This is a genomic window from Mycolicibacterium litorale (assembly GCF_010731695.1).
Classification (GTDB): Bacteria; Actinomycetota; Actinomycetes; order Mycobacteriales; family Mycobacteriaceae; genus Mycobacterium; species Mycobacterium litorale.
Window position 1 is genome coordinate 1,893,239 of sequence record NZ_AP022586.1, and the last position, 17,606, is coordinate 1,910,844.

17 protein-coding genes are annotated in these 17,606 nt (G+C 70.6%); 6 read left to right on the plus strand and 11 right to left on the minus strand.

Annotated elements, in window-relative coordinates:
• Window positions 1–3: 3 nt before the first annotated feature.
• Window positions 4–492, minus strand: a complete 489-nt coding sequence (locus tag G6N30_RS08835) for an FxsA family protein (RefSeq protein WP_179965569.1) — start codon at window positions 490–492, stop codon at window positions 4–6.
• A gap of 49 nt (window positions 493–541) precedes the next feature.
• Here G6N30_RS08835 and G6N30_RS08840 point away from each other — a divergent pair, with 49 nt between their 5' ends.
• Window positions 542–1,249, plus strand: a complete 708-nt coding sequence (locus G6N30_RS08840; RefSeq protein WP_134051940.1) for a dienelactone hydrolase family protein — start codon at window positions 542–544, stop codon at window positions 1,247–1,249.
• 2 nt (window positions 1,250–1,251) lie between these two features.
• On the opposite strand, the gene G6N30_RS08845 is transcribed toward G6N30_RS08840, so the two are convergent.
• The 7 genes from G6N30_RS08845 to G6N30_RS08875 all read right to left on the minus strand — a co-directional run bounded on the left by G6N30_RS08845 (window position 1,252) and on the right by G6N30_RS08875 (window position 9,543).
• Window positions 1,252–1,638: a PPOX class F420-dependent oxidoreductase gene (locus G6N30_RS08845; RefSeq protein ID WP_134051942.1), complete on the minus strand. Its 387-nt coding sequence runs from the start codon at window positions 1,636–1,638 to the stop codon at window positions 1,252–1,254.
• A gap of 1 nt (window position 1,639) precedes the next feature.
• Window positions 1,640–2,020: a PPOX class F420-dependent oxidoreductase gene (locus tag G6N30_RS08850; RefSeq protein WP_134051944.1), complete on the minus strand. Its 381-nt coding sequence runs from the start codon at window positions 2,018–2,020 to the stop codon at window positions 1,640–1,642.
• 40 nt (window positions 2,021–2,060) lie between these two features.
• Window positions 2,061–5,645, minus strand: a complete 3,585-nt coding sequence (gene cobN / locus G6N30_RS08855; RefSeq protein WP_134051946.1) for a cobaltochelatase subunit CobN — start codon at window positions 5,643–5,645, stop codon at window positions 2,061–2,063.
• Between the two features lie 286 nt (window positions 5,646–5,931).
• A complete protein-coding gene (locus G6N30_RS08860) occupies window positions 5,932–6,951 on the minus strand; it encodes a glycine betaine ABC transporter substrate-binding protein (RefSeq protein WP_134051948.1) in 1,020 nt (339 codons plus the stop codon).
• Complete coding sequence (locus tag G6N30_RS08865; protein WP_134051950.1) at window positions 6,948–7,727, minus strand: ABC transporter permease; 780 nt, start codon at window positions 7,725–7,727, stop codon at window positions 6,948–6,950. Before G6N30_RS08865 ends, G6N30_RS08860 begins: the two co-directional genes overlap by 4 nt.
• Window positions 7,724–8,899: a betaine/proline/choline family ABC transporter ATP-binding protein gene (locus tag G6N30_RS08870; RefSeq protein ID WP_134051952.1), complete on the minus strand. Its 1,176-nt coding sequence runs from the start codon at window positions 8,897–8,899 to the stop codon at window positions 7,724–7,726. Before G6N30_RS08870 ends, G6N30_RS08865 begins: the two co-directional genes overlap by 4 nt.
• Window positions 8,896–9,543 carry an ABC transporter permease gene (locus G6N30_RS08875; RefSeq protein ID WP_134055090.1) on the minus strand — a complete coding sequence of 216 codons (648 nt, stop codon included), beginning with the start codon at window positions 9,541–9,543 and terminating at the stop codon, window positions 8,896–8,898. Before G6N30_RS08875 ends, G6N30_RS08870 begins: the two co-directional genes overlap by 4 nt.
• 150 nt (window positions 9,544–9,693) lie before the next feature.
• Between G6N30_RS08875 and G6N30_RS08880 the strand changes: the two genes are divergently transcribed.
• Genes G6N30_RS08880 through G6N30_RS08900 form a run of 5 tightly spaced genes read left to right on the plus strand, consistent with a single transcriptional unit; the run spans window position 9,694 to window position 14,985 of the window.
• Window positions 9,694–10,611 (plus strand): TauD/TfdA dioxygenase family protein, encoded by a 918-nt coding sequence (locus G6N30_RS08880; RefSeq protein WP_134051954.1) that lies wholly within the window; start codon window positions 9,694–9,696, stop codon window positions 10,609–10,611.
• A gap of 29 nt (window positions 10,612–10,640) precedes the next feature.
• Window positions 10,641–11,762 carry a precorrin-3B synthase gene (gene cobG / locus G6N30_RS08885; RefSeq protein WP_134051956.1) on the plus strand — a complete coding sequence of 374 codons (1,122 nt, stop codon included), beginning with the start codon at window positions 10,641–10,643 and terminating at the stop codon, window positions 11,760–11,762.
• 10 nt (window positions 11,763–11,772) lie between these two features.
• Window positions 11,773–12,399: a precorrin-8X methylmutase gene (locus G6N30_RS08890; RefSeq protein ID WP_134051958.1), complete on the plus strand. Its 627-nt coding sequence runs from the start codon at window positions 11,773–11,775 to the stop codon at window positions 12,397–12,399.
• Entirely contained in the window at window positions 12,396–13,868 is a 1,473-nt protein-coding gene (locus G6N30_RS08895; protein WP_134051960.1) for a precorrin-2 C(20)-methyltransferase, read from the plus strand. Before G6N30_RS08890 ends, G6N30_RS08895 begins: the two co-directional genes overlap by 4 nt.
• A 37-nt stretch (window positions 13,869–13,905) precedes the next feature.
• Complete coding sequence (locus G6N30_RS08900; RefSeq protein WP_134051962.1) at window positions 13,906–14,985, plus strand: phosphotransferase family protein; 1,080 nt, start codon at window positions 13,906–13,908, stop codon at window positions 14,983–14,985.
• Here G6N30_RS08900 and G6N30_RS08905 read toward each other — a convergent pair.
• From G6N30_RS08905 to cbiE, 3 genes are read right to left on the minus strand one after another with little or no spacing between them, the layout of a single operon-like run.
• The gene (locus G6N30_RS08905) at window positions 14,966–15,694 is read right to left on the minus strand and encodes a cobalt-precorrin-6A reductase (protein ID WP_134051964.1); all 729 of its coding nucleotides are present in this window, start codon (window positions 15,692–15,694) and stop codon (window positions 14,966–14,968) included. The two genes, G6N30_RS08900 and G6N30_RS08905, sit on opposite strands and share 20 nt — an antisense overlap.
• Window positions 15,694–16,446: a precorrin-4 C(11)-methyltransferase gene (cobM, locus tag G6N30_RS08910; protein WP_134051966.1), complete on the minus strand. Its 753-nt coding sequence runs from the start codon at window positions 16,444–16,446 to the stop codon at window positions 15,694–15,696. Before cobM ends, G6N30_RS08905 begins: the two co-directional genes overlap by 1 nt.
• The gene (cbiE, locus tag G6N30_RS08915) at window positions 16,443–17,588 is read right to left on the minus strand and encodes a precorrin-6y C5,15-methyltransferase (decarboxylating) subunit CbiE (RefSeq protein ID WP_234880167.1); all 1,146 of its coding nucleotides are present in this window, start codon (window positions 17,586–17,588) and stop codon (window positions 16,443–16,445) included. The genes cobM and cbiE overlap by 4 nt, the downstream gene beginning before the upstream one ends.
• Window positions 17,589–17,606: the final 18 nt, after the last annotated feature.

Below are 17,606 nucleotides of genomic sequence, written 5' to 3' on the forward strand. Positions count from 1 at the left end.
GGGTCAGTCGACCCGGCGCTCCACCGCGGTGGGCTCGACCGTGTTGGGCGCCACGTCGACGACCTCCACGACTTCACCGTCGATGTAGTCCGCGCGGCGGGGGCGCATCGGGGCGCCGACCACGACGATCGGTGCGCGCCGGCCCAGCCTGCGTGCCGCCAGCGCCGTGGCGACCGGTCGGGCGGCGGCGCGGGTCGGCGGCAGCAGCAGGAGCGCCCCGACCAGCGAACTGGCCAGGCCGGGGACCACCACGAGCACGGTGCCCAGCGCGACCAGCGCGCTGTCGGTCACCGCACCCTGTGCCGTGGTCGCGGTGAGGCCCGAACGCAGCCGCTGCAGCTGCCGCTTGAGCTGCGACCCGGCCAGCGCGAGGCCGACCACGAAGGTCGCCAGGGAGATCAGGAGCGTCCAGCCGAGACCGATGGTCGAGACGAGCGCGACGATCACCGCCATCTCGACGACGGCGTAGAGCAGGAACAGCCGCATTGCCATGCCCCTCCAACGTCTGGCGGCTCATGAGGGTTCCGTACATTCGGGAACCATGGCAGCAACGGTGAGCGCGGTCCGGGTGGACACCCCGGACGGTCCGATCGAAGCCCTGCTCGGGGTACCGGACGGACAGGGCCCGTGGCCGGGTGTCGTGGTCGTGCACGACGCCGTCGGCTACGGCCCGGACAACGAGGCCACCGCGGCGCGGATCGCGGCAGCGGGGTACGTATCGATCACGCCGAACCTCTACTCCCGCGGCGGGCGGGCCCGGTGCATCACCCGGGTGTTCCGCGAAGCGCTGCAACAGAGCGGCCGCGCCTTCGGCGACGTGCTGGCGGCTCGCGGCCACCTGCTCGGGCTCCCGGAGTGTTCGGGCCAGGTCGGGATCGCCGGTTTCTGCATGGGCGGGCAGTTCGCGCTGCTCCTCGGGCCCGGCAACTTCGGCGCCTCGGCCCCGTTCTACGGCACCCCGCTGCCGAAGCGCATCGAGGAGACCCTCGACGCCTCCTGCCCGGTGGTGGCCAGCTTCGGCCGCCGCGACCCGCTGGGCATCGGGGCCGGGCCGAAACTGCAGGCCATGACCGAGGCCAAGGGCGTGCCGGCGGACATCAAGGTCTACCCGGACGCCGGGCACAGCTTCGCCAACCAGCTGCCGATCCAGCCTTTCCTGCGCATCGCCCAGTTCGGCTATCACGCCGAGGCCACCGAGGACGCGTGGGGCCGGGTGTTCGCGTTCTTCGACCGGCACCTGAGGACCTGACGCTAGGCCGGGCTGGTCACCTCGATCGCGCTGTGCAGCTTGTCGACGCCGCCGCGGATGATCGCGTGCGGCACCCACCACCAGGCGTGCACCCAGTAGCGCCGGGTCACCATGTTCCAGACCCGCCGGGTCTCGGATTTCGGCAGGTTGCGGGCGACCGCCTCGACCGGTTCACCCTTGGGCTTACCGAGCACACCGCACTTCTGGATGGTGACCCGCGGAGTGTTGTTGATGCGCTTGGTCTTCCACGACCCGTCGTCGGTGATGACGAGCAGCTTGTCGCCGTCGGGCACGCCCCACACCGGGGTGGGCTTGGGTCTGCCGTCCTTGGTGAAGGTCGTCAACAGCAGGTACTTCTCGCCGTAGACGTCCTCGAACGTGGCCGCCACGTCAGGCCGCCTTCAGCTCGAGGCCGACGTTGTTGCGCATCCCGCCGCGCAGCTTGCTGAAGAAGTTGAAGGTCTTACCCATCAGCCCGTAGCGCGCGCCGAGCGCGTCGTACACCTCGGCGTTGCGGGACTTGTCCAGGATGGTCGCGGTGGCGTCGACGGCCTCGCTCTGCGGTTTACCGGCCCGGTCGCACTTGGCGAGCGTGACGCGCGGGGTGTTGCGGATCCGCTTGACCTTCCACGACTTCTCCTGGGTGATCACCAGCAGACGGTCGCCGTCCGGTGCGGCCCACACCGCGGTCGGTTTCGGTCGGCCGTCGCGGGTGAAGGTGGTCAGCAGGACGTACTCGGATCCGGCGATCTCGGCAAAGGTGGGGGCCATGTGATCAAACCTAGCGGGGCGAAGGCCCACCGCGCCGCGATCAGCCCTCCAGTTCGCCTTCGGTCTCCAGCAGCACCCGGCGTAGCCCGTCGAGGGTGGCGGGGTCGGGCTCGGCCCACATCCCGCGCCCCGCGGCCTCCAGCAACCGCTCGGCCATCCCGTGCAGCGCCCACGGGTTGGACTCCTCCATGAACTTGCGGTTCTCGGCGTCGAGGACGTACTCCTGCGACAGCCGGTCGTACATCCAGTCCGCCATGACGTGGGCGGTGGCGTCGTAACCGAACAGGTAGTCGACGGTCGCGGCCATCTCGAACGCACCCTTGTACCCGTGCCTGCGCATCGCGGTGATCCAGCGGGGGTTGACCACGCGGGCACGGAACACCCGGTTGGTCTCCTCGGACAGGGTCCGGGTCCGCACCGCGTCCGGGCGGGTGTTGTCGCCGATGTAGGCCGCGGGCGCCTTGCCGGTCAGCGCGCGCACGGTGGCGACCATGCCGCCGTGGTACTGGAAGTAGTCGTCGGAGTCGGCGATGTCGTGTTCGCGGGTGTCGGTGTTCTTGGCGGCCACGGCGATTCGGCGGTAGCTGCGGTTCATGTCGTCGGCGGCGGGTCTGCCGTCCAGGCCGCGTCCGTAGGCGAAGCCGCCCCACGCGGTGTAGACCTCGGCGAGGTCGGCGTCGTCACGCCAGTTGCGGCTGTCGATCAGCTGCAGCAGTCCGGCGCCGTAGGTCCCGGGCTTGGAGCCGAAGATCCGTGTGGTGGCACGTCGTTGGTCGCCGTGCTGGGCCAGGTCGGCCCGGGCGTGGGCGCGCACGTAGTTGTCGTCGTCGGATTCGTCGAGGCCGGCGACGAGGGTGACGGCGTCGTCGAGCATGGCGACCACGTGCGGGAAGGCGTCGCGGAAGAAGCCCGAGATGCGCACGGTGACGTCGATGCGCGGGCGGCCGAGTTCGGCCAGGTCGATCGGCTCCAGGTCGACCACCCGCCGGGAGGCGTCGTCCCAAGCCGGCCGAACCCCGAGCAGCGCAAGCACTTCGGCGATGTCGTCACCGGAGGTGCGCATGGCCGAGGTACCCCACACCGAGAGACCGACCGAACGCGGCCAGGTCCCGTAGTCGTCGCGGTACCGCTCGAGCAGCGAATCCGCCATCGCCACACCGGTTTCCCAGGCCAATCTCGACGGCACGGCCTTGGGGTCCACGGAGTAGAAGTTGCGTCCGGTCGGCAGCACGTTGACCAGACCCCGCAGCGGCGAACCCGACGGGCCCGCCTCGATGTAGCGGCCCTCGAGGGCGCGCAGCACCTGCGGGATCTCGGTGGCGGTCCCGGCCAAGCGATGCACCACCTCGGTGGCGGCGAACCGCAGGATCGCGGCGACCTGCGGGTTGTCGGTGATGCCGTCCACCGCGGCGGCGTCCCAGTCCGCCGCCTGCAGCGCGGCAACCAGGTGGCGGGCTTGGGCTTCGACGGCGTCGACGCTGGTGCGCTCGTCGTGGCCGTCTTCGGCCAGGCCGAGGGCCTGACGCAGGCCGGGCAGCGTCTGCTCGCCACCGAACAGCTGCCGCGCCCGCAGGATCGCCAGCACCAGGTCCAGTTCGGTGTCGCCGGCGGGCGGGGCGCCGAGGATGTGCAGACCGTCGCGGATCTGGACGTCCTTGATCTCGCACAGCCAGCCGTCGACGTGCAGCAGCATGTCGTCGAACGAGTCCTCGTCGGGCCGCTCCTCCAGACCGAGGTCGTGGTCCATCTTGGCCGCGCGCATCAGCGTCCAGATCTGTTGGCGCACCGCGGGAAGCTTGTTCGGGTCGAGGGCCGAGACGTTGGCGTGCTCGTCGAGCAGTTGCTCGAGGCGGGCGATGTCGCCGTAGGACTCGGCCCGCGCCATCGGTGGGATGAGGTGGTCCACCAGCGTCGCGTGCGCGCGCCGCTTGGCCTGGGTCCCCTCCCCCGGATCGTTGACCAGGAACGGGTAGATGAGCGGCAGATCGCCCAGCGCGGCGTCCGTGCCGCAGGCCGCGGACATGCCGAGCGTCTTGCCGGGCAGCCATTCGAGGTTGCCGTGCTTGCCGAGGTGCACCACGGCGTCGGCGCCGAATCCGGCGTCGATCCAGCGGTAGGCGGCCAGGTAGTGGTGGCTGGGCGGAAGGTCGGGGTCGTGGTAGATCGCGACCGGGTTCTCGCCGAACCCGCGGGGCGGCTGCACCATCAGCACGACGTTCCCGGATTGCATTGCCGCGATGACGATCTCACCGTCGGGATCCTGGCTGCGATCGACGAACAGCTCGCCGGGGGGCGGCCCCCAGTGCTCGACGACGGCGTCGGTGAGTTCGGGGGGCAGCGTGTCGAACCACTTGCGGTATTCGCGGGCGGACAGCCGGATCGGGTTGCCGGTCAGCTGCCCGTCGGTGAGCCAGTCCGGATCCTGGCCGCCGCGTTCGATGAGGGCGTGGATCAGCGCATCGCCATCGCCTGCTTCCACTCCCGGCACGGCACCGATGTCGTAGCCGGCGTCGCGCATCGCGCGGAGCAGCGCCACCGCACTGGCCGGGGTGTCGAGCCCGACGGCGTTGCCGATGCGGGCGTGCTTGGTCGGGTAGGCGGAGAACACCACCGCGATACGCTTGTCGGACACGGGAATTCGCCGCAGTCGGGCGTGCCGCAGAGCGATACCGGCGACCCGGGCGCATCGTTCGGGGTCGGCGACGTAGGAGATTAGCCCCTCGCTGTCGATCTCTTTGAACGAGAACGGCACCGTGATCACGCGCCCGTCGAATTCGGGGACGGCCACCTGGGTGGCGACGTCGAGCGGCGAGAGGCCGTCGTCGTTGTCACTCCACTGCGCACGGGAACTGGTCAGGCACAGGCCCTGCAGGATCGGCACGTCCAGCGCGGCGAGGTGCGCGACGTCCCAGCTGTCGTCGCTGCCTCCGGCGCCCACCGCGGCCGGAGTGGCCGCACCCGCGGCGAGCACCGTGGTGATCAGCGCATCGGCGGAGCCCAGCAGCGCCAGCAGGTCCGGTTCGGCGGTGCGCAACGATGCGCAGTACACCGGCAGCGGCCGTCCGCCGAGCGCCTCGATCGCATCGCACAGCGCTTCGATGTAGGCGGTGTTGCCGGCCAGCTGTTGAGCCCGGTAGTAGAGGACGGCGACAGTGGGGCCGTCGGTCGCCGGGGCGTCGCGCTCGAGCACTCCCCAGGTCGGCGTGGTGACGGGCGGCGCGAAGCCGAAGCCGGTCATCAGCAGCGTGTCGCACAGGAACGCGTGTAGCTGGCGCAGGTTGTCGACGCCGCCCTGGGCGAGGTAGACGTGCGCCTGCAGCGCGGCGCCCTGGGGAACGGTCGAGTGCCGCATCAACTCCGCGTCGGGCGCCTGCTCCCCGCTGACGACCACGGTGGGCAGCCCGCGGGCCACGACCGTGTCGATACCGTCCTGCCACGCGCGGTAACCGCCGAGAATGCGGATGACCACGGCGTCGGCCTCGTCGAGCAACTCCTCGAGCTCACCGGCCACCAGCCGGGAGGGATTCGCCCAGCGATACCGTGCCCCGCTGGAGCGGGCGGTGATCAGGTCGGTGTCAGAAGTCGACAGCAGTAGAACGGTCGGCGCGGAGTGCGGCGGGGTCACTCACCATTCGTACCCCACCGCGTCGGCTCAGCGGTCCGAGCCACCCCACCGGCGGTACCACGACTGCTGGTAGGGCAGGCCGAGAAGGGTGACGAGAACGAACAGCGCCACAGCCATGACGATCAGAGCGGACATAGTGGACCCCTTTCACGATTGTTACCGGTACCCGCGGTATCGGTTCAATCGCAACGTACGTCCCCGCCGGGTCCCCGGCCAGTGAATGTGCGGGACGGAATAGCCGGCAGCAGCAAATGACCTATGTCACACTTCCCGGCATTCGGCCAGTTCAGGCGGGGGTGACGAACCCTTCGGCGACCATCCAGTCGCGGGCCACCATGGCCGGGTCGCGGCCGTCGACGTCGACCTGCTTATTCATCTCGATGATCGCGTCGTTCGTCAGCGCGGCGGTGACCGGTGCAGTGACGTCGGCGATCTCGGGGTGGGCGTCGAAGAATTCCCGCTTCATGGTGACCGACGGGTTGTAGTGCGCGAAGAACTGTTTGTCGTCGGTGAGCACGGTCAGGTCCAGCGCGGCGATCCGGCCGTCGGTGGTGAACACCTCACCGAAATCGCACTGGCGGGCGTCGGCGGTGGCCTGGTAGATGATGCCCACCTGCAGGATCGGCGTCTGAGCGCGCGCGGCGTCGAAACCGTAGGCGGCGGCCATGCCCGGGAAGCCGTCCTGACGGGCACGGAACTCGGTGTCGACGCACGTCTTGGCCGCGGCCGGGTTGGTCCGCACCAGGTCGGCGTACTGCGACAGCGTGCGCACCCCGGTGCGTTCGACGACCTGCTTGCTGGCCGCCAGGGCGTACGTGTCGTCCATCGGTCCGGGTTCGAGCCACACCATGCCGTTGCGCTCGAGGTCCTCGTCGCGCACCGCTTCGAACTGTTCGCGGGTGTTCGGGATCGGCTTCTCGTGACCGAGGTAGTTGATCCACGCGTTGCCGGTGAACTCGTAGGCGACGTCGACCTGACCGGACAGTTGCGCTTCGCGGGTGCTGCGCGAACCCACGATGCCGGTCAGGTCGCGCACGTCGGCGCCGGCGGCCATCAAGGTGAATTCGAGGATGTACCCGAGGATGACCTGCTCGGTGTACTCCTTGGAGCCGACGGTGATCAACGCACCCTCGAGCCCGGGAGTCGGCGTCACCGACCCGGGCCCGACCTTCAGCGGTACGGAGCCGCCGGAGCCGAGCCCGCACCCACTGACCGCCAAGACGATCGCGCACGCGAGGGCTACAGCGCGATTTCGGCGTGGCTGGTCGCGCCGGGCGCGACTGCGCACGCCGAAATCCCCGCTCATCGCAGCCCCTTGGGGTTGAGGAAGAACTCCGCCAGCCCGCCCAGCCAGTCGACCAGCAGCGCCAGGCAGACGGCGAGCACACTGCCGAGGATGAGCGTCACGTCGTCCTGGAGCTTGTAACCGGTGTCGATGAGGATGCCGAGCCCGCCCGCGTTGACCAGGAACGACAGCGTCGCCGTGCCGACCGCGAGCACCAGCGACGTGCGCAGGCCCGCGAGGATGTAAGGCACCGCGAGCGGGAGCTCGACCCGCAGCAGCAGCCCGCTCCGCGACATCCCCTGTCCCAGACCGGCGTCGATGAGCGACCGGTCCACCTGGTCGAGGCCCAGAATGGTGCTCGCCAGCACCGGAAGCAGTGAGTACAGCGCGATCGGCAGGACACCGATCCAGAAGCCGGTCCGCGCGGTGACGAGGAAGAGCAGCACGAGCAGACCGATCGCTGGCGCCGCCTGCCCGATGTTCGCCACCCCGATGAACAACGGGCGCAACGCTTTTGCGCCCGGTCTGGTGACCAGGATGCCCAGCGGCACACCGACGGCGAGCACGATGGTGGTCACCGCGGCGGTGATGAGCAGGTGCTGCCAGATCAGGGTCGCGACGTTGCCGGGGTTGATGTTCTCCTGCTGGGTCGCCGTGAGATCGCGGTTGAACGCCCAGAACACCACCGCCGCGCCGACCACGAGCACGAGCGCCGGCTGGATGAGCAGCCGGAGCCGTTCCCCCGAGGTGGTGGCGGGCGTCTTCCCGGTCTGAACCCGATCGGCGACGGTGCTCACGGCTCGGAGGTCTCCGCGTTCGCCTCCGCGCGCAGCCGGGTGATCGTGTCGATGAGCGTGTCGAGGGTGACCACACCGGCGTAGCGGCCGCTGGGGCCGGTCACCACCGCCGACGCGTGCTGTTCGGCGAGGATCGCCTCCAGCGCGTCCTCCAGTGTCGAGTGTGTGCTGACGACGTCGAGGTCCTCCACCGCGTCCGACAGCGTCGCCGCGTGCCGCAACCGTGATTCGCGCACCCACTTGACCGGCCGGTGCCGCTGGTCGACCACGACCGCCCAGTCGAATTCGCAGTCCGCCAACTTGGTGCGGACCTGCTCGACGGTGTCGTCGGCCGACACCGCCAGGTGGTCGCGCAGCTCGACGTCCTTGATGCGCATCAGACCGAGTTGACGCAGGGAGGCGCCGGATCCGACGAATCCGGCGACCGTGTCGTCGGCCGGGCTGGCCAGGATCGTCTGCGGGGTGTCGTACTGCAGCACCTTCGATCGAGGGCCCAGCACGGCGATCCGGTCGCCGAGTTTGACCGCCTCCCCGAAGTCGTGGGTGACGAACACGATGGTCTTGCGCAATTCGGTTTGCAGACGCAGCAATTCGTCCTGCAGTGTGCTGCGGGTGATCGGGTCGACGGCGCCGAACGGCTCGTCCATCAACAGCACCGGCGGGTCGGCGGCCAGTGCGCGCGCGACACCGACACGCTGCTGCTGACCACCGGAGAGCTGACGGGGATACCGGTCGGCGTACTGCCCCGGTTCCAGACCCACCAGGTCGAGCAGTTCGTCGACCCGCGAGTCGATGCGCTTGCGGTCCCAGCGCAGCAGTCCGGGCACCAGACCGACATTCTGGCGGATCGTCATGTGCGGGAACAGGCCCGCCTGCTGGATCGAGTAGCCGATCTTGCGCCGCAGTTCGGTGGGTTTGATCGACAGCGCATCCTGGTCGCCGATGCGGATCCGGCCCGAGGTCGGCTCGGAGAGCCGGTTGATCATCCGCATCATCGTCGTCTTGCCGCATCCGGACGGGCCGACGAACACGACGATCTCGCCGGCCGGGATGTCCAGCGACGCATCGTCGACCGCCGGCGTGGTGGCACCCGGATAGATCTTGGACACGTGGTCGAGTTCGATGCGCACGCCCGAGGGATCGGTCACCGTCGCGCCGTTCTGTGTTGTCATCGAATGCCTTTCGATGTGGTGAGCCGCCCGATCAGCACGAGCACGGCATCGAGGACCAGTGCGAGGATGACGATGAGCAGCGTTCCGGTCAGCGCCATCGGTACGGCGGTGGGGCTGCCGACCCGTGCCAGCCCGGCGAAGATCAGGTTTCCGAGCCCGGGGCCTTTGACGTAGGCGGCGATGGCCAGCACGCCCATCGACATCTGGGTGCTGATCCGCATGGCCGACAGGATCGACGGCCACACCAGCCGCAGTTCGACACGCCGCAGCGTGGCCAGCCGGCTCATGCCGATCCCCCGCGCGGCGTCGGTGAGCGCCGGGTCGACCGCGTTGAGCCCGACGATCGTGTTCCGGATGATCGGCAGCAGCGAGTACAGCACCAGCGCCGCCACACTGGGGACCACACCGAGGCCGAACAGCGGGATCAGCAGACCCAGCAGTGCGAACGCCGGCACCGTCAGGATCACGCTGGAGGTCGCGGTGGCGAGGTTGGCCGCGGCGGTGTTCCGGTACGTCAGCACTCCAACCGCGACACCGATGACCGTCGCGATGAGCACGCTCTGCACCACCGCGCTGACATGCTGGTAGGAGTCGAAGATCAGCTGCGCCTGGTGGCTGGTGAGGTAGTCCCACAGCTCCCGCACAACCACCTCCGCATGTTCGGGCTCGTTGAGTGCCGGATTTGCTGGTACCCCCGGTTGCAGGAAACGAAACAGACCGCAGATCGCCCAGGGTTCGGTTCGCCATGAGTCAAACCATGGTGCGGCGCGGCCGCGGCGGCCACCCTGACCGGCATGTCGTTACGAGTGGTGAAGTTGGGCGCGAACATCGGTGCCCGGATCGACGGTGTCCGACTCGGCGGCGGGCTCGACCCCGCGACGGTGGCCGCGATCAACGAGGCGTTGCTCGAACACAAGGTCATCTTCTTTCGCGGCCAGCACCACCTCGACGACGACGGGCAGCTGGCGTTCGCTCGAAGGCTCGGCACCCCGACGACGGCCCATCCCACGGTCACCTCGCGCGGGCACCGGATCCTGCCGATCGACTCCCGCTACGACAAGGCCAACAGCTGGCACACCGACGTCACCTTCGTCGACCGCATCCCCAAAGCCTCGCTGCTGCGGGCGGTGACGCTGCCGGAGTACGGCGGGACCACGACGTGGGCGTCGACGGAGGCGGCCTACGACCAGCTGCCCGCGCCGTTGCGCGCGCTGGTCGAGAACCTCTGGGCCGTGCACACCAACCAGTTCGACTACGCCGCCGACTACGACGGCCGGCGTGAGGCTCTGGCCGACACCGAACGCGAGTACCGCGAGGAGTTCGTGTCGGAGTACTTCGAGACCGAGCATCCGGTGGTGCGGGTGCACCCGGAGACCGGTCGTAAGGTCCTGCTGCTCGGCCACTTCATCAAACAGTTCGTCGGCTTCGGTGTCGCGGAGTCGACCGCGCTGCTCGCCCTGCTGCAGAACCGGGTCACCAAACTGGAGAACACCGTGCGGTGGAGCTGGGAGCCCGGGGATCTCGCGGTGTGGGACAACCGCGCCACCCAGCACTACGCGGTGGCCGACTACGACGATCAGTACCGCCGGCTGAGCCGGGTCACGCTCGCCGGCGACATCCCGGTCGACGTGTACGGAGAGCACAGCAGGGCGATCGTCGGAGATGCCTCCGGTTACTCCGAGGTCGTGACGCCCATCGCGCTGGCGAGCTGACCTCGCGCCGGTCAATAGAATGGCCGGCAGTGACGACTCGATCCCGCGATCAGGACGCGTGCCCGGGGGCCCTCTCGGTGCACCGGGCCGCCGACGGCGCGTTGGCGCGGATCCGCCTGCCCGGCGGCATGCTCACCGGCGCGCAGCTCACCGCGCTCGCACAGACGGCGACCCGCTTCGGCACCCCGGATCTCGAGCTGACCTCCCGCGGCAACCTCCAGATCCGCGGGATCACCGATCCGGCCGCGGTCGCCGACGCCGTCGCGGAGGCCGGGCTGCTGCCGTCGCCGACGCACGAGCGGGTGCGCAACATCGTCGCCTCGCCGCTGTCCGGACGCTCCGGCGGACTCGCCGACGTCCGGAACCTGATCGTCGACCTCGATGCGGCGATCCGGCGCGAGCCCGCCCTCGCCGAGTCCTCCGGCCGGTTCTGGTTCGGCATCGACGACGGCCGCGGGGACATCTCCGGCCTGGGCACCGACGTCGGTGTGCACGCGCTGGACCCCGGGCGCGCGGCGCTGCTGCTTGCCGGCCGCGATACCGGTGTCCGGGTGGCCCTCGACGACGCGGTGAGCATGCTCATCGATGTGGCGGTCCGCTTCGCGTCGGTGCGGGGCAACGCCTGGCGCGTCGACGAACTACCGCGCCCCGAGGATCTGCTCACCGGCCTGACGCCGACCGCGGAGGCGGGCGCGACGTGGCCGCCGGTGGTGCGCCCACCGGTCGGCTGGATCCCGCAGGACGACGGCCGCGTCACCCTGGGTGCCGGCGTGCCGCTCGGCGTGCTGGCCGCCCGGACCGCCGAATTCGTCGGGGCGATCGAGTCGCCGGTGGTCGTCACGCCGTGGCGCTCACTGATCGTGTGCGACCTCGACGAGGACGTCGCCGACGTGGCGCTGCGGGTCCTCGCGCCGATGGGCCTGGTGTTCGACGAGAACTCGCCATGGCTGGACGTCAGCGCGTGCACGGGCAGCCCGGGCTGTGAGCGCTCGGCCGCCGACGTGCGGGCCGACGCCGCCGCCGCGCTCGACGAGCCCGCCGAGGGCCACCGGCACTTCGTCGGGTGCGCACGCGGCTGCGGAAGCCCACCGGTCGGCGAGGTGCTGATCGCGGGCCCGGACGGTTATCGGCCCCGGGAGCGCCCGTCGTAGGGTGAGCGGCGTGCTCGACTACATCCGCGACGCCGCCGAGATCTACCGGCAGTCGTTCGCGACGATCCGCGCCGAGGCGGATCTCGCACGGTTTCCCGACGACGTGGCGCGGGTGGTGGTCCGGCTGATCCACACCTGCGGTCAGGTCGACGTGGCCGACCACGTGGCGTTCAGCGACGACGTCGTCGCCCGTGCGCACGCCGCGCTCGCCGCGGGCGCCCCGGTGCTGTGCGATTCGTCGATGGTGGCCGCCGGGATCACCCGGTCGCGGCTGCCCGCCGACAACGAGGTGGTGTCCCTGGTCGCCGACGCCCGGGCACCGCAACTGGCCGCCGAGCTCGGGTTCACCCGGTCGGCCGCGGCGGTCGACCTGTGGGCGGACCGACTGGGTGGTGCGGTGCTGGCGATCGGGAATGCGCCGACCGCGCTGTTCCGGCTGCTCGAACTGATCGACGAGGGCGCGCCGGTGCCCGCCGCCGTACTCGGCGGCCCGGTCGGGTTCGTCGGCTCCGCGCAGTCGAAGGAGGAGCTCATCGCCCAACCGCGCGGGATGTCGTACCTCGTGGTGACGGGCCGGCGCGGCGGCAGCGCGATGGCCGCCGCCGCGGTGAATGCGATTGCGAGCGAACGCGAATGAGCAGGGGCACCCTCTACGGCGTCGGGCTGGGGCCCGGCGATCCGGAACTGGTCACGGTCAAGGCGGCGCGGGTGATCGGGCAGGCCGACGTGGTCGCCTATCACAGCGCCCGGCACGGCCGCAGCATCGCGCGCCGCATCGCCGAGCCCTACCTGCGGGACGGGCAGGTCGAGGAGCACCTGGTCTACCCGGTGACCACGGAGGTGACCGACCACCCGGGCGGCTACGCCGGCGCGATGGAGGACTTCTACCGCGAGGCCGCCGACCGCATCGCGACCCATCTCGACGCCGGGCGCGACGTGGCACTGCTCGCCGAGGGCGATCCACTGTTCTACAGCTCCTACATGCACATGCACACCCGGCTCACCGAGCGGTTCGCCGCCGAGATCGTGCCCGGCGTGACGTCGGTGAGCGCGGCGTCGGCGGCCATCTCCACCCCGCTGGTACAGGGCGAGGAGGTGCTGACGATCCTGCCGGGCACGCTGCCCGCCGCCGAACTCGAACGCCGGCTGGCCGACACCGATGCGGCCGTCGTGCTCAAACTCGGCCGCTCGTATCCGGCGGTGCGCGCCGCCTTGGCGGCGACGGGCCGGCTCGACGAGGCCTACTACGTCGAACGTGCCAGCACGCCCGACCAGCGGGCCCTGTCCGCCTCGGACGTCGGCGCCGACGACAAGGTGCCGTACTTCTCGCTGGCCATGGTTCCGGGCGGTGGCCGCAGGCGCGCGGGTGCGGGCAGCGTCACCGTCGTGGGACTCGGGCCGGGAGCGACGGAGTGGATGACCCCGCAGAGCCGGCGTGAGCTGGCCGCGGCGACCGATCTGATCGGCTACGGGCCGTACCTCGACCGCGTGGGTCTGCGCGACGGGCAGCAGCGCCATCCCAGCGACAACACCGACGAACCGGCCCGCGCCCGGCTGGCGTGCACGCTCGCCGAACAGGGCCGCGCGGTCGCGGTGGTGTCGTCGGGAGATCCCGGCGTGTTCGCGATGGCGACCGCGGTGCTCGAGGAGGCCAAACAGTGGCCCGGCGTCGAGGTGCGGGTGATCCCGGCGATGACGGCCGCGCAGGCCGTCGCGAGCCGGGTCGGCGCTCCATTGGGTCACGACTACGCGGTGATCTCACTGTCCGACCGGCTCAAACCGTGGGACGTCATCGAGGCGCGGCTGACCGCGGCCGCGACCGCCGATCTGGTGCTGGCGATCTACAACCCGGCCTCGAAGATCCGCACGTGGCAGGTCGGCAGGATGCGCGATCTGCTGCTGGCCCACCGGGATCCCGGCACCCCGGTGGTGATCGGCCGCGATGTCGCGGGACCGCGCGAAGAGGTCAGGGTGGTGCGGTTGGCCGACCTGGACCCCGCCGACGTCGACATGCGCTGCCTGTTGATCGTCGGGTCGTCGCAGACGCAGTGGTACACCGACGATGCCGGTGATCGGGTGTTCACCCCCCGTTACTATCCCGGGTGATAGTGTCACGCGTCACAGCGTGACGAAAGGCGGTGCCGTGCAGGCCCTCATCCCCGGTAAACCCGCGGACGTCACCCCGGAATGGCTCGGCACCGCACTCGCCCGCGACGGGGTGCCCGTCGACATCGCGGCGGTCGACACGGTGCCCATCGGCACGGGACAGACCGGTGCCACCTACCGGGTGACGGTGACCTACGCCGAACCGCAACCCGACCTGCCCGCGTCGTTCGCGATCAAGCTGCCGTCGCAGGACGAGACGGTCCGTGACCGCGTTGCGATCGGCTACCGCTCCGAGCATTCCTTCTACACCAACCTCGCCGACCGGGTGCAGATCCCGATCCCGCCCTGCTACCACTGCGAGATCGCCGGTGACGGGTTCGATTTCGTGTTGCTGCTCGGCGATATGGCGCCTGCGGTGCAGGGCGACCAGATTGCGGGGTGCAGCGCCGAGGAGGCACGGCTGGCGGTCGAGGCACTGGCCGATCTGCACGGGCCCACGTGGTGCGATCCCCAGTGGGCCGACTTCCCGGGCGTCGCGATGCCGAAACCGGAACCCGCCGCGGCGCAGGGGTTCGGTGAGGTGGCCACCATGGCGGCGGGCATCACCCTGGACCGCCTGGGCGAGCGGATGCGCCCCGAGGACCGCGACACGATGACGGCGGCGATGTCGGTGGTGACGCCGTGGCTGCTGGCCGAGCCGGACCGATTCGCGGTGCTGCACGGCGACTACCGGCTCGACAACATGCTGTTCGATCCGGACCGGTCCCGGATCACGGTGGTCGACTGGCAGACGCTGGGTTCCGGGTTGCCGGCGCGCGATCTGTCGTACTTCACCGCGACCAGCCTGCAGCCCGAGACGCGCGCGGCGGTCGAACGCGATCTCGTCGAGGCCTACCATCGCCGGCTGCTCAGCCACGGCGTGACCGGCTACGACGCCGAAACGTGTTGGCGTGATTACCGATTGGGCATGCTGCAGGCGCCGCTGATCACCGTGCTGGGGTGCGCGTTCGCGACGTCCACCGAGCGCGGTGACGAGATGATGCTGGTGATGGCGGCCCGCGGATGTCAGGCGATCCGCGAGCTGGGGACCCTCGACCTCATCGCGCCGGCGAGCTGAGCCACGCGACCGCGTCGGCCACCGTCGCCACCGTGCGGACCCCCGCCGGCACCGCTGGCCGGTCCACCATCACCACCGGGACGCCCAGTGCCGCGGCGGCGTCCAGCTTCGGGCGGGTCATCTCGCCGCCGCTGTTCTTGGTGACCAGCGCGTCGATGCGGTGGCTTCGCAGCACCTCGAGTTCGTCGTCGTAGCGGTACGGGCCGCGAGACAGCAGCACGTGGTGGCGCCGTGGGAGCAGGTCGGCGTCCGGCGGGGTCACCGCCCTGATCAGGAACCAGGCCTCGCTATGCCGGAAGGCGCCGACGCCGGTCCGGCCGGTGGTCAAGAAGACCCGCGTAAACCCCTGTTGCGCAACCGTTTCGGCGGCCTCCCGGTCGGAGCTGACGAGGATCGCATCGCCCGGCGGCCAGGCCGGCCGGGCCAGCACCAGGTGCGGCAGCCCCAGATCGGCGCAGACCTCGGCGGCGTGCGCGGTGATCGTCGCCGCGAACGGATGGGTGGCGTCGACAACCGCGTCGACCGGCGTCTCGGTCAGCCAGCGGCGCATCCCCTCGACTCCACCGAACCCGCCGATCCGCACCTGCCCGGCCGGGAGCGCCGGATCGGGCACCCGCCCGGCCAGCGAGCTGATGACCTCGACGCCCGGATGCAGGGCCCTGGCCAGCGCGCGCGCCTCCCCCGTGCCGCCCAGCAGCAGGATCCGCATCAGTGCCGCCCGCGGCGCACGCGCCCGGACGAGTACAGGTAGCTGTCGGTGCCCTCGGCGGCCAGCACATCGCCGATGACGATCACCGCGGTGCGGGTGACCCCGGCGTCGTGCATCTGCGCGGCGATGTCGGCGAGGGTGCCGCGCAGCACGACCTCCTCCGGCCAGCTCGCGAACGCCACCACCGCACAGGGTGTTTCAGCCTGGTAGCCCCCGGCGAGAAGTTCCGGCACGATGTTGTCGATCTGCGCGGCGGCCAGGTGTAGCACCAGGGTGCCGCCGGCCGCCGACAGCGTGCGCAGATCCTCCGCCGGTGGCATCGCCGTCGACAGCGTCGCGACCCGGCTCAGCGTGACGGTCTGCGCCACCCCGGGCACGGTGAGTTCGCGGCCCAGCGCGGCCGCGGCGGCGGCGAACGCGGGAACGCCCGGCACCACCTGGTAGTCGATGCCCAGCGCGTCGAGCCGACGGCACTGTTCGGTCAGCGCGCTGTAGATCGACGGATCGCCGGAATGCAGGCGCGCCACGTCCTTTCCGGCGGCATCCGCCTCGGCGAGTTCGTCGATGATCTGGTCCAGGGTCAGCGGACCGGTGTCGACGATGCGGGCGTCGGCCGGGCAGAGCGCGAGCAGGTCGTCGGGCATGATCGACCCGGCGTACAGGCAGACCGGGCAGCTGCCGAGCAGCCGCTGGCCGCGCACGGTGATGAGATCGGCCGCCCCCGGACCGGCTCCGATGAAGTAGACGGTCACGGTCTGACCAGCACCCACTGCGTGACCGGCATGGCGGGGCGCCAGCCGGTGAAGGTGCCCACCGGCTCGCCCTGGTAGTGCTGGTAGCGGCGCAACGCTCCCCCCATCTGCGAATACTGTTGCACCATCACCGCTTCCGATTCGGCGGTGACGGCGTTGGCGACCAGCCGGCCACCCGAGGGCAACGCGGCGAGACAGCCGTCGAGGACGCCCGGATGCGTCAGCCCGCCGCCGATGAAGATCGCCGAGGGCGGCTCCGCATCGCCGAACCCGTCCGGTGCCGGGCCCCGCACGTCGACATCGACCCCGTGCGCGGACACATTCGCGGCGATCCGCACCCGGCGTGTCTCGTCCCGTTCGAACGCGACCGCCCGGCACCCCGGGCCGCTGCGGGACCACTCGATCGCGATGCTGCCCGATCCGGCGCCCACGTCCCACAGCCGCTCACCCGGGCGCGGTGCCAACGCGGCCAGGGTCACCGCACGCATCGCCTGCTTGGTGATCTGTCCGTCGTGGGCGTATGCGTCGTCAGGCAGTATCTGGAACTGCCGCTCGTCGGGCAGGTACTCGACGGCGACGACGTTGAGCGGGTCGACGTCGCCGGGTGGCTCGGCCGCCCATGCCCTCGCGGTGGCGTCGCGGCGGCGCTCCCCCGGGCCGCCGAGCTGCTCGAACACGGTGAACGCCGAGTCGCCGCGTCCGGTGTCGGTGAGCACCCGGGCCAGTGCGCTCGGAGTGGTTTCGTCGCGCGACAGCACCACCGCGCGGCCGCCGCGTCGCACCGCCAACCGGGGCGCCGCCGTGACCAGGCTGACCACCTCCGTGTCCTGCACGGCCCAGCCGAGGCGGGCGCAGGCCAGCGTCACCGACGACACGTGCGGCAGCACGGTGACTCGGTCGGCGCCGAACATCCGCACTGCCGAACCGCCGATCCCGTGCAGCATGGGGTCGCCGCTGGCGACGATGTGGACGTCACCCGGCGGATCGTCGCGCAGCGCGTGCAGGGCGGGGATCAGCGGCGTCGGCCATTCGCGGCGTTCGGCGCGCACGGTGCCATCGAGCAGGTCGAGTTGACGGCGTGACCCGTAGATCGTTGTGGCACTGCGCAATTCGGCGGCTGACGTCGGCGACAGGCCGGCCATGCCGTCGGCCCCGATCCC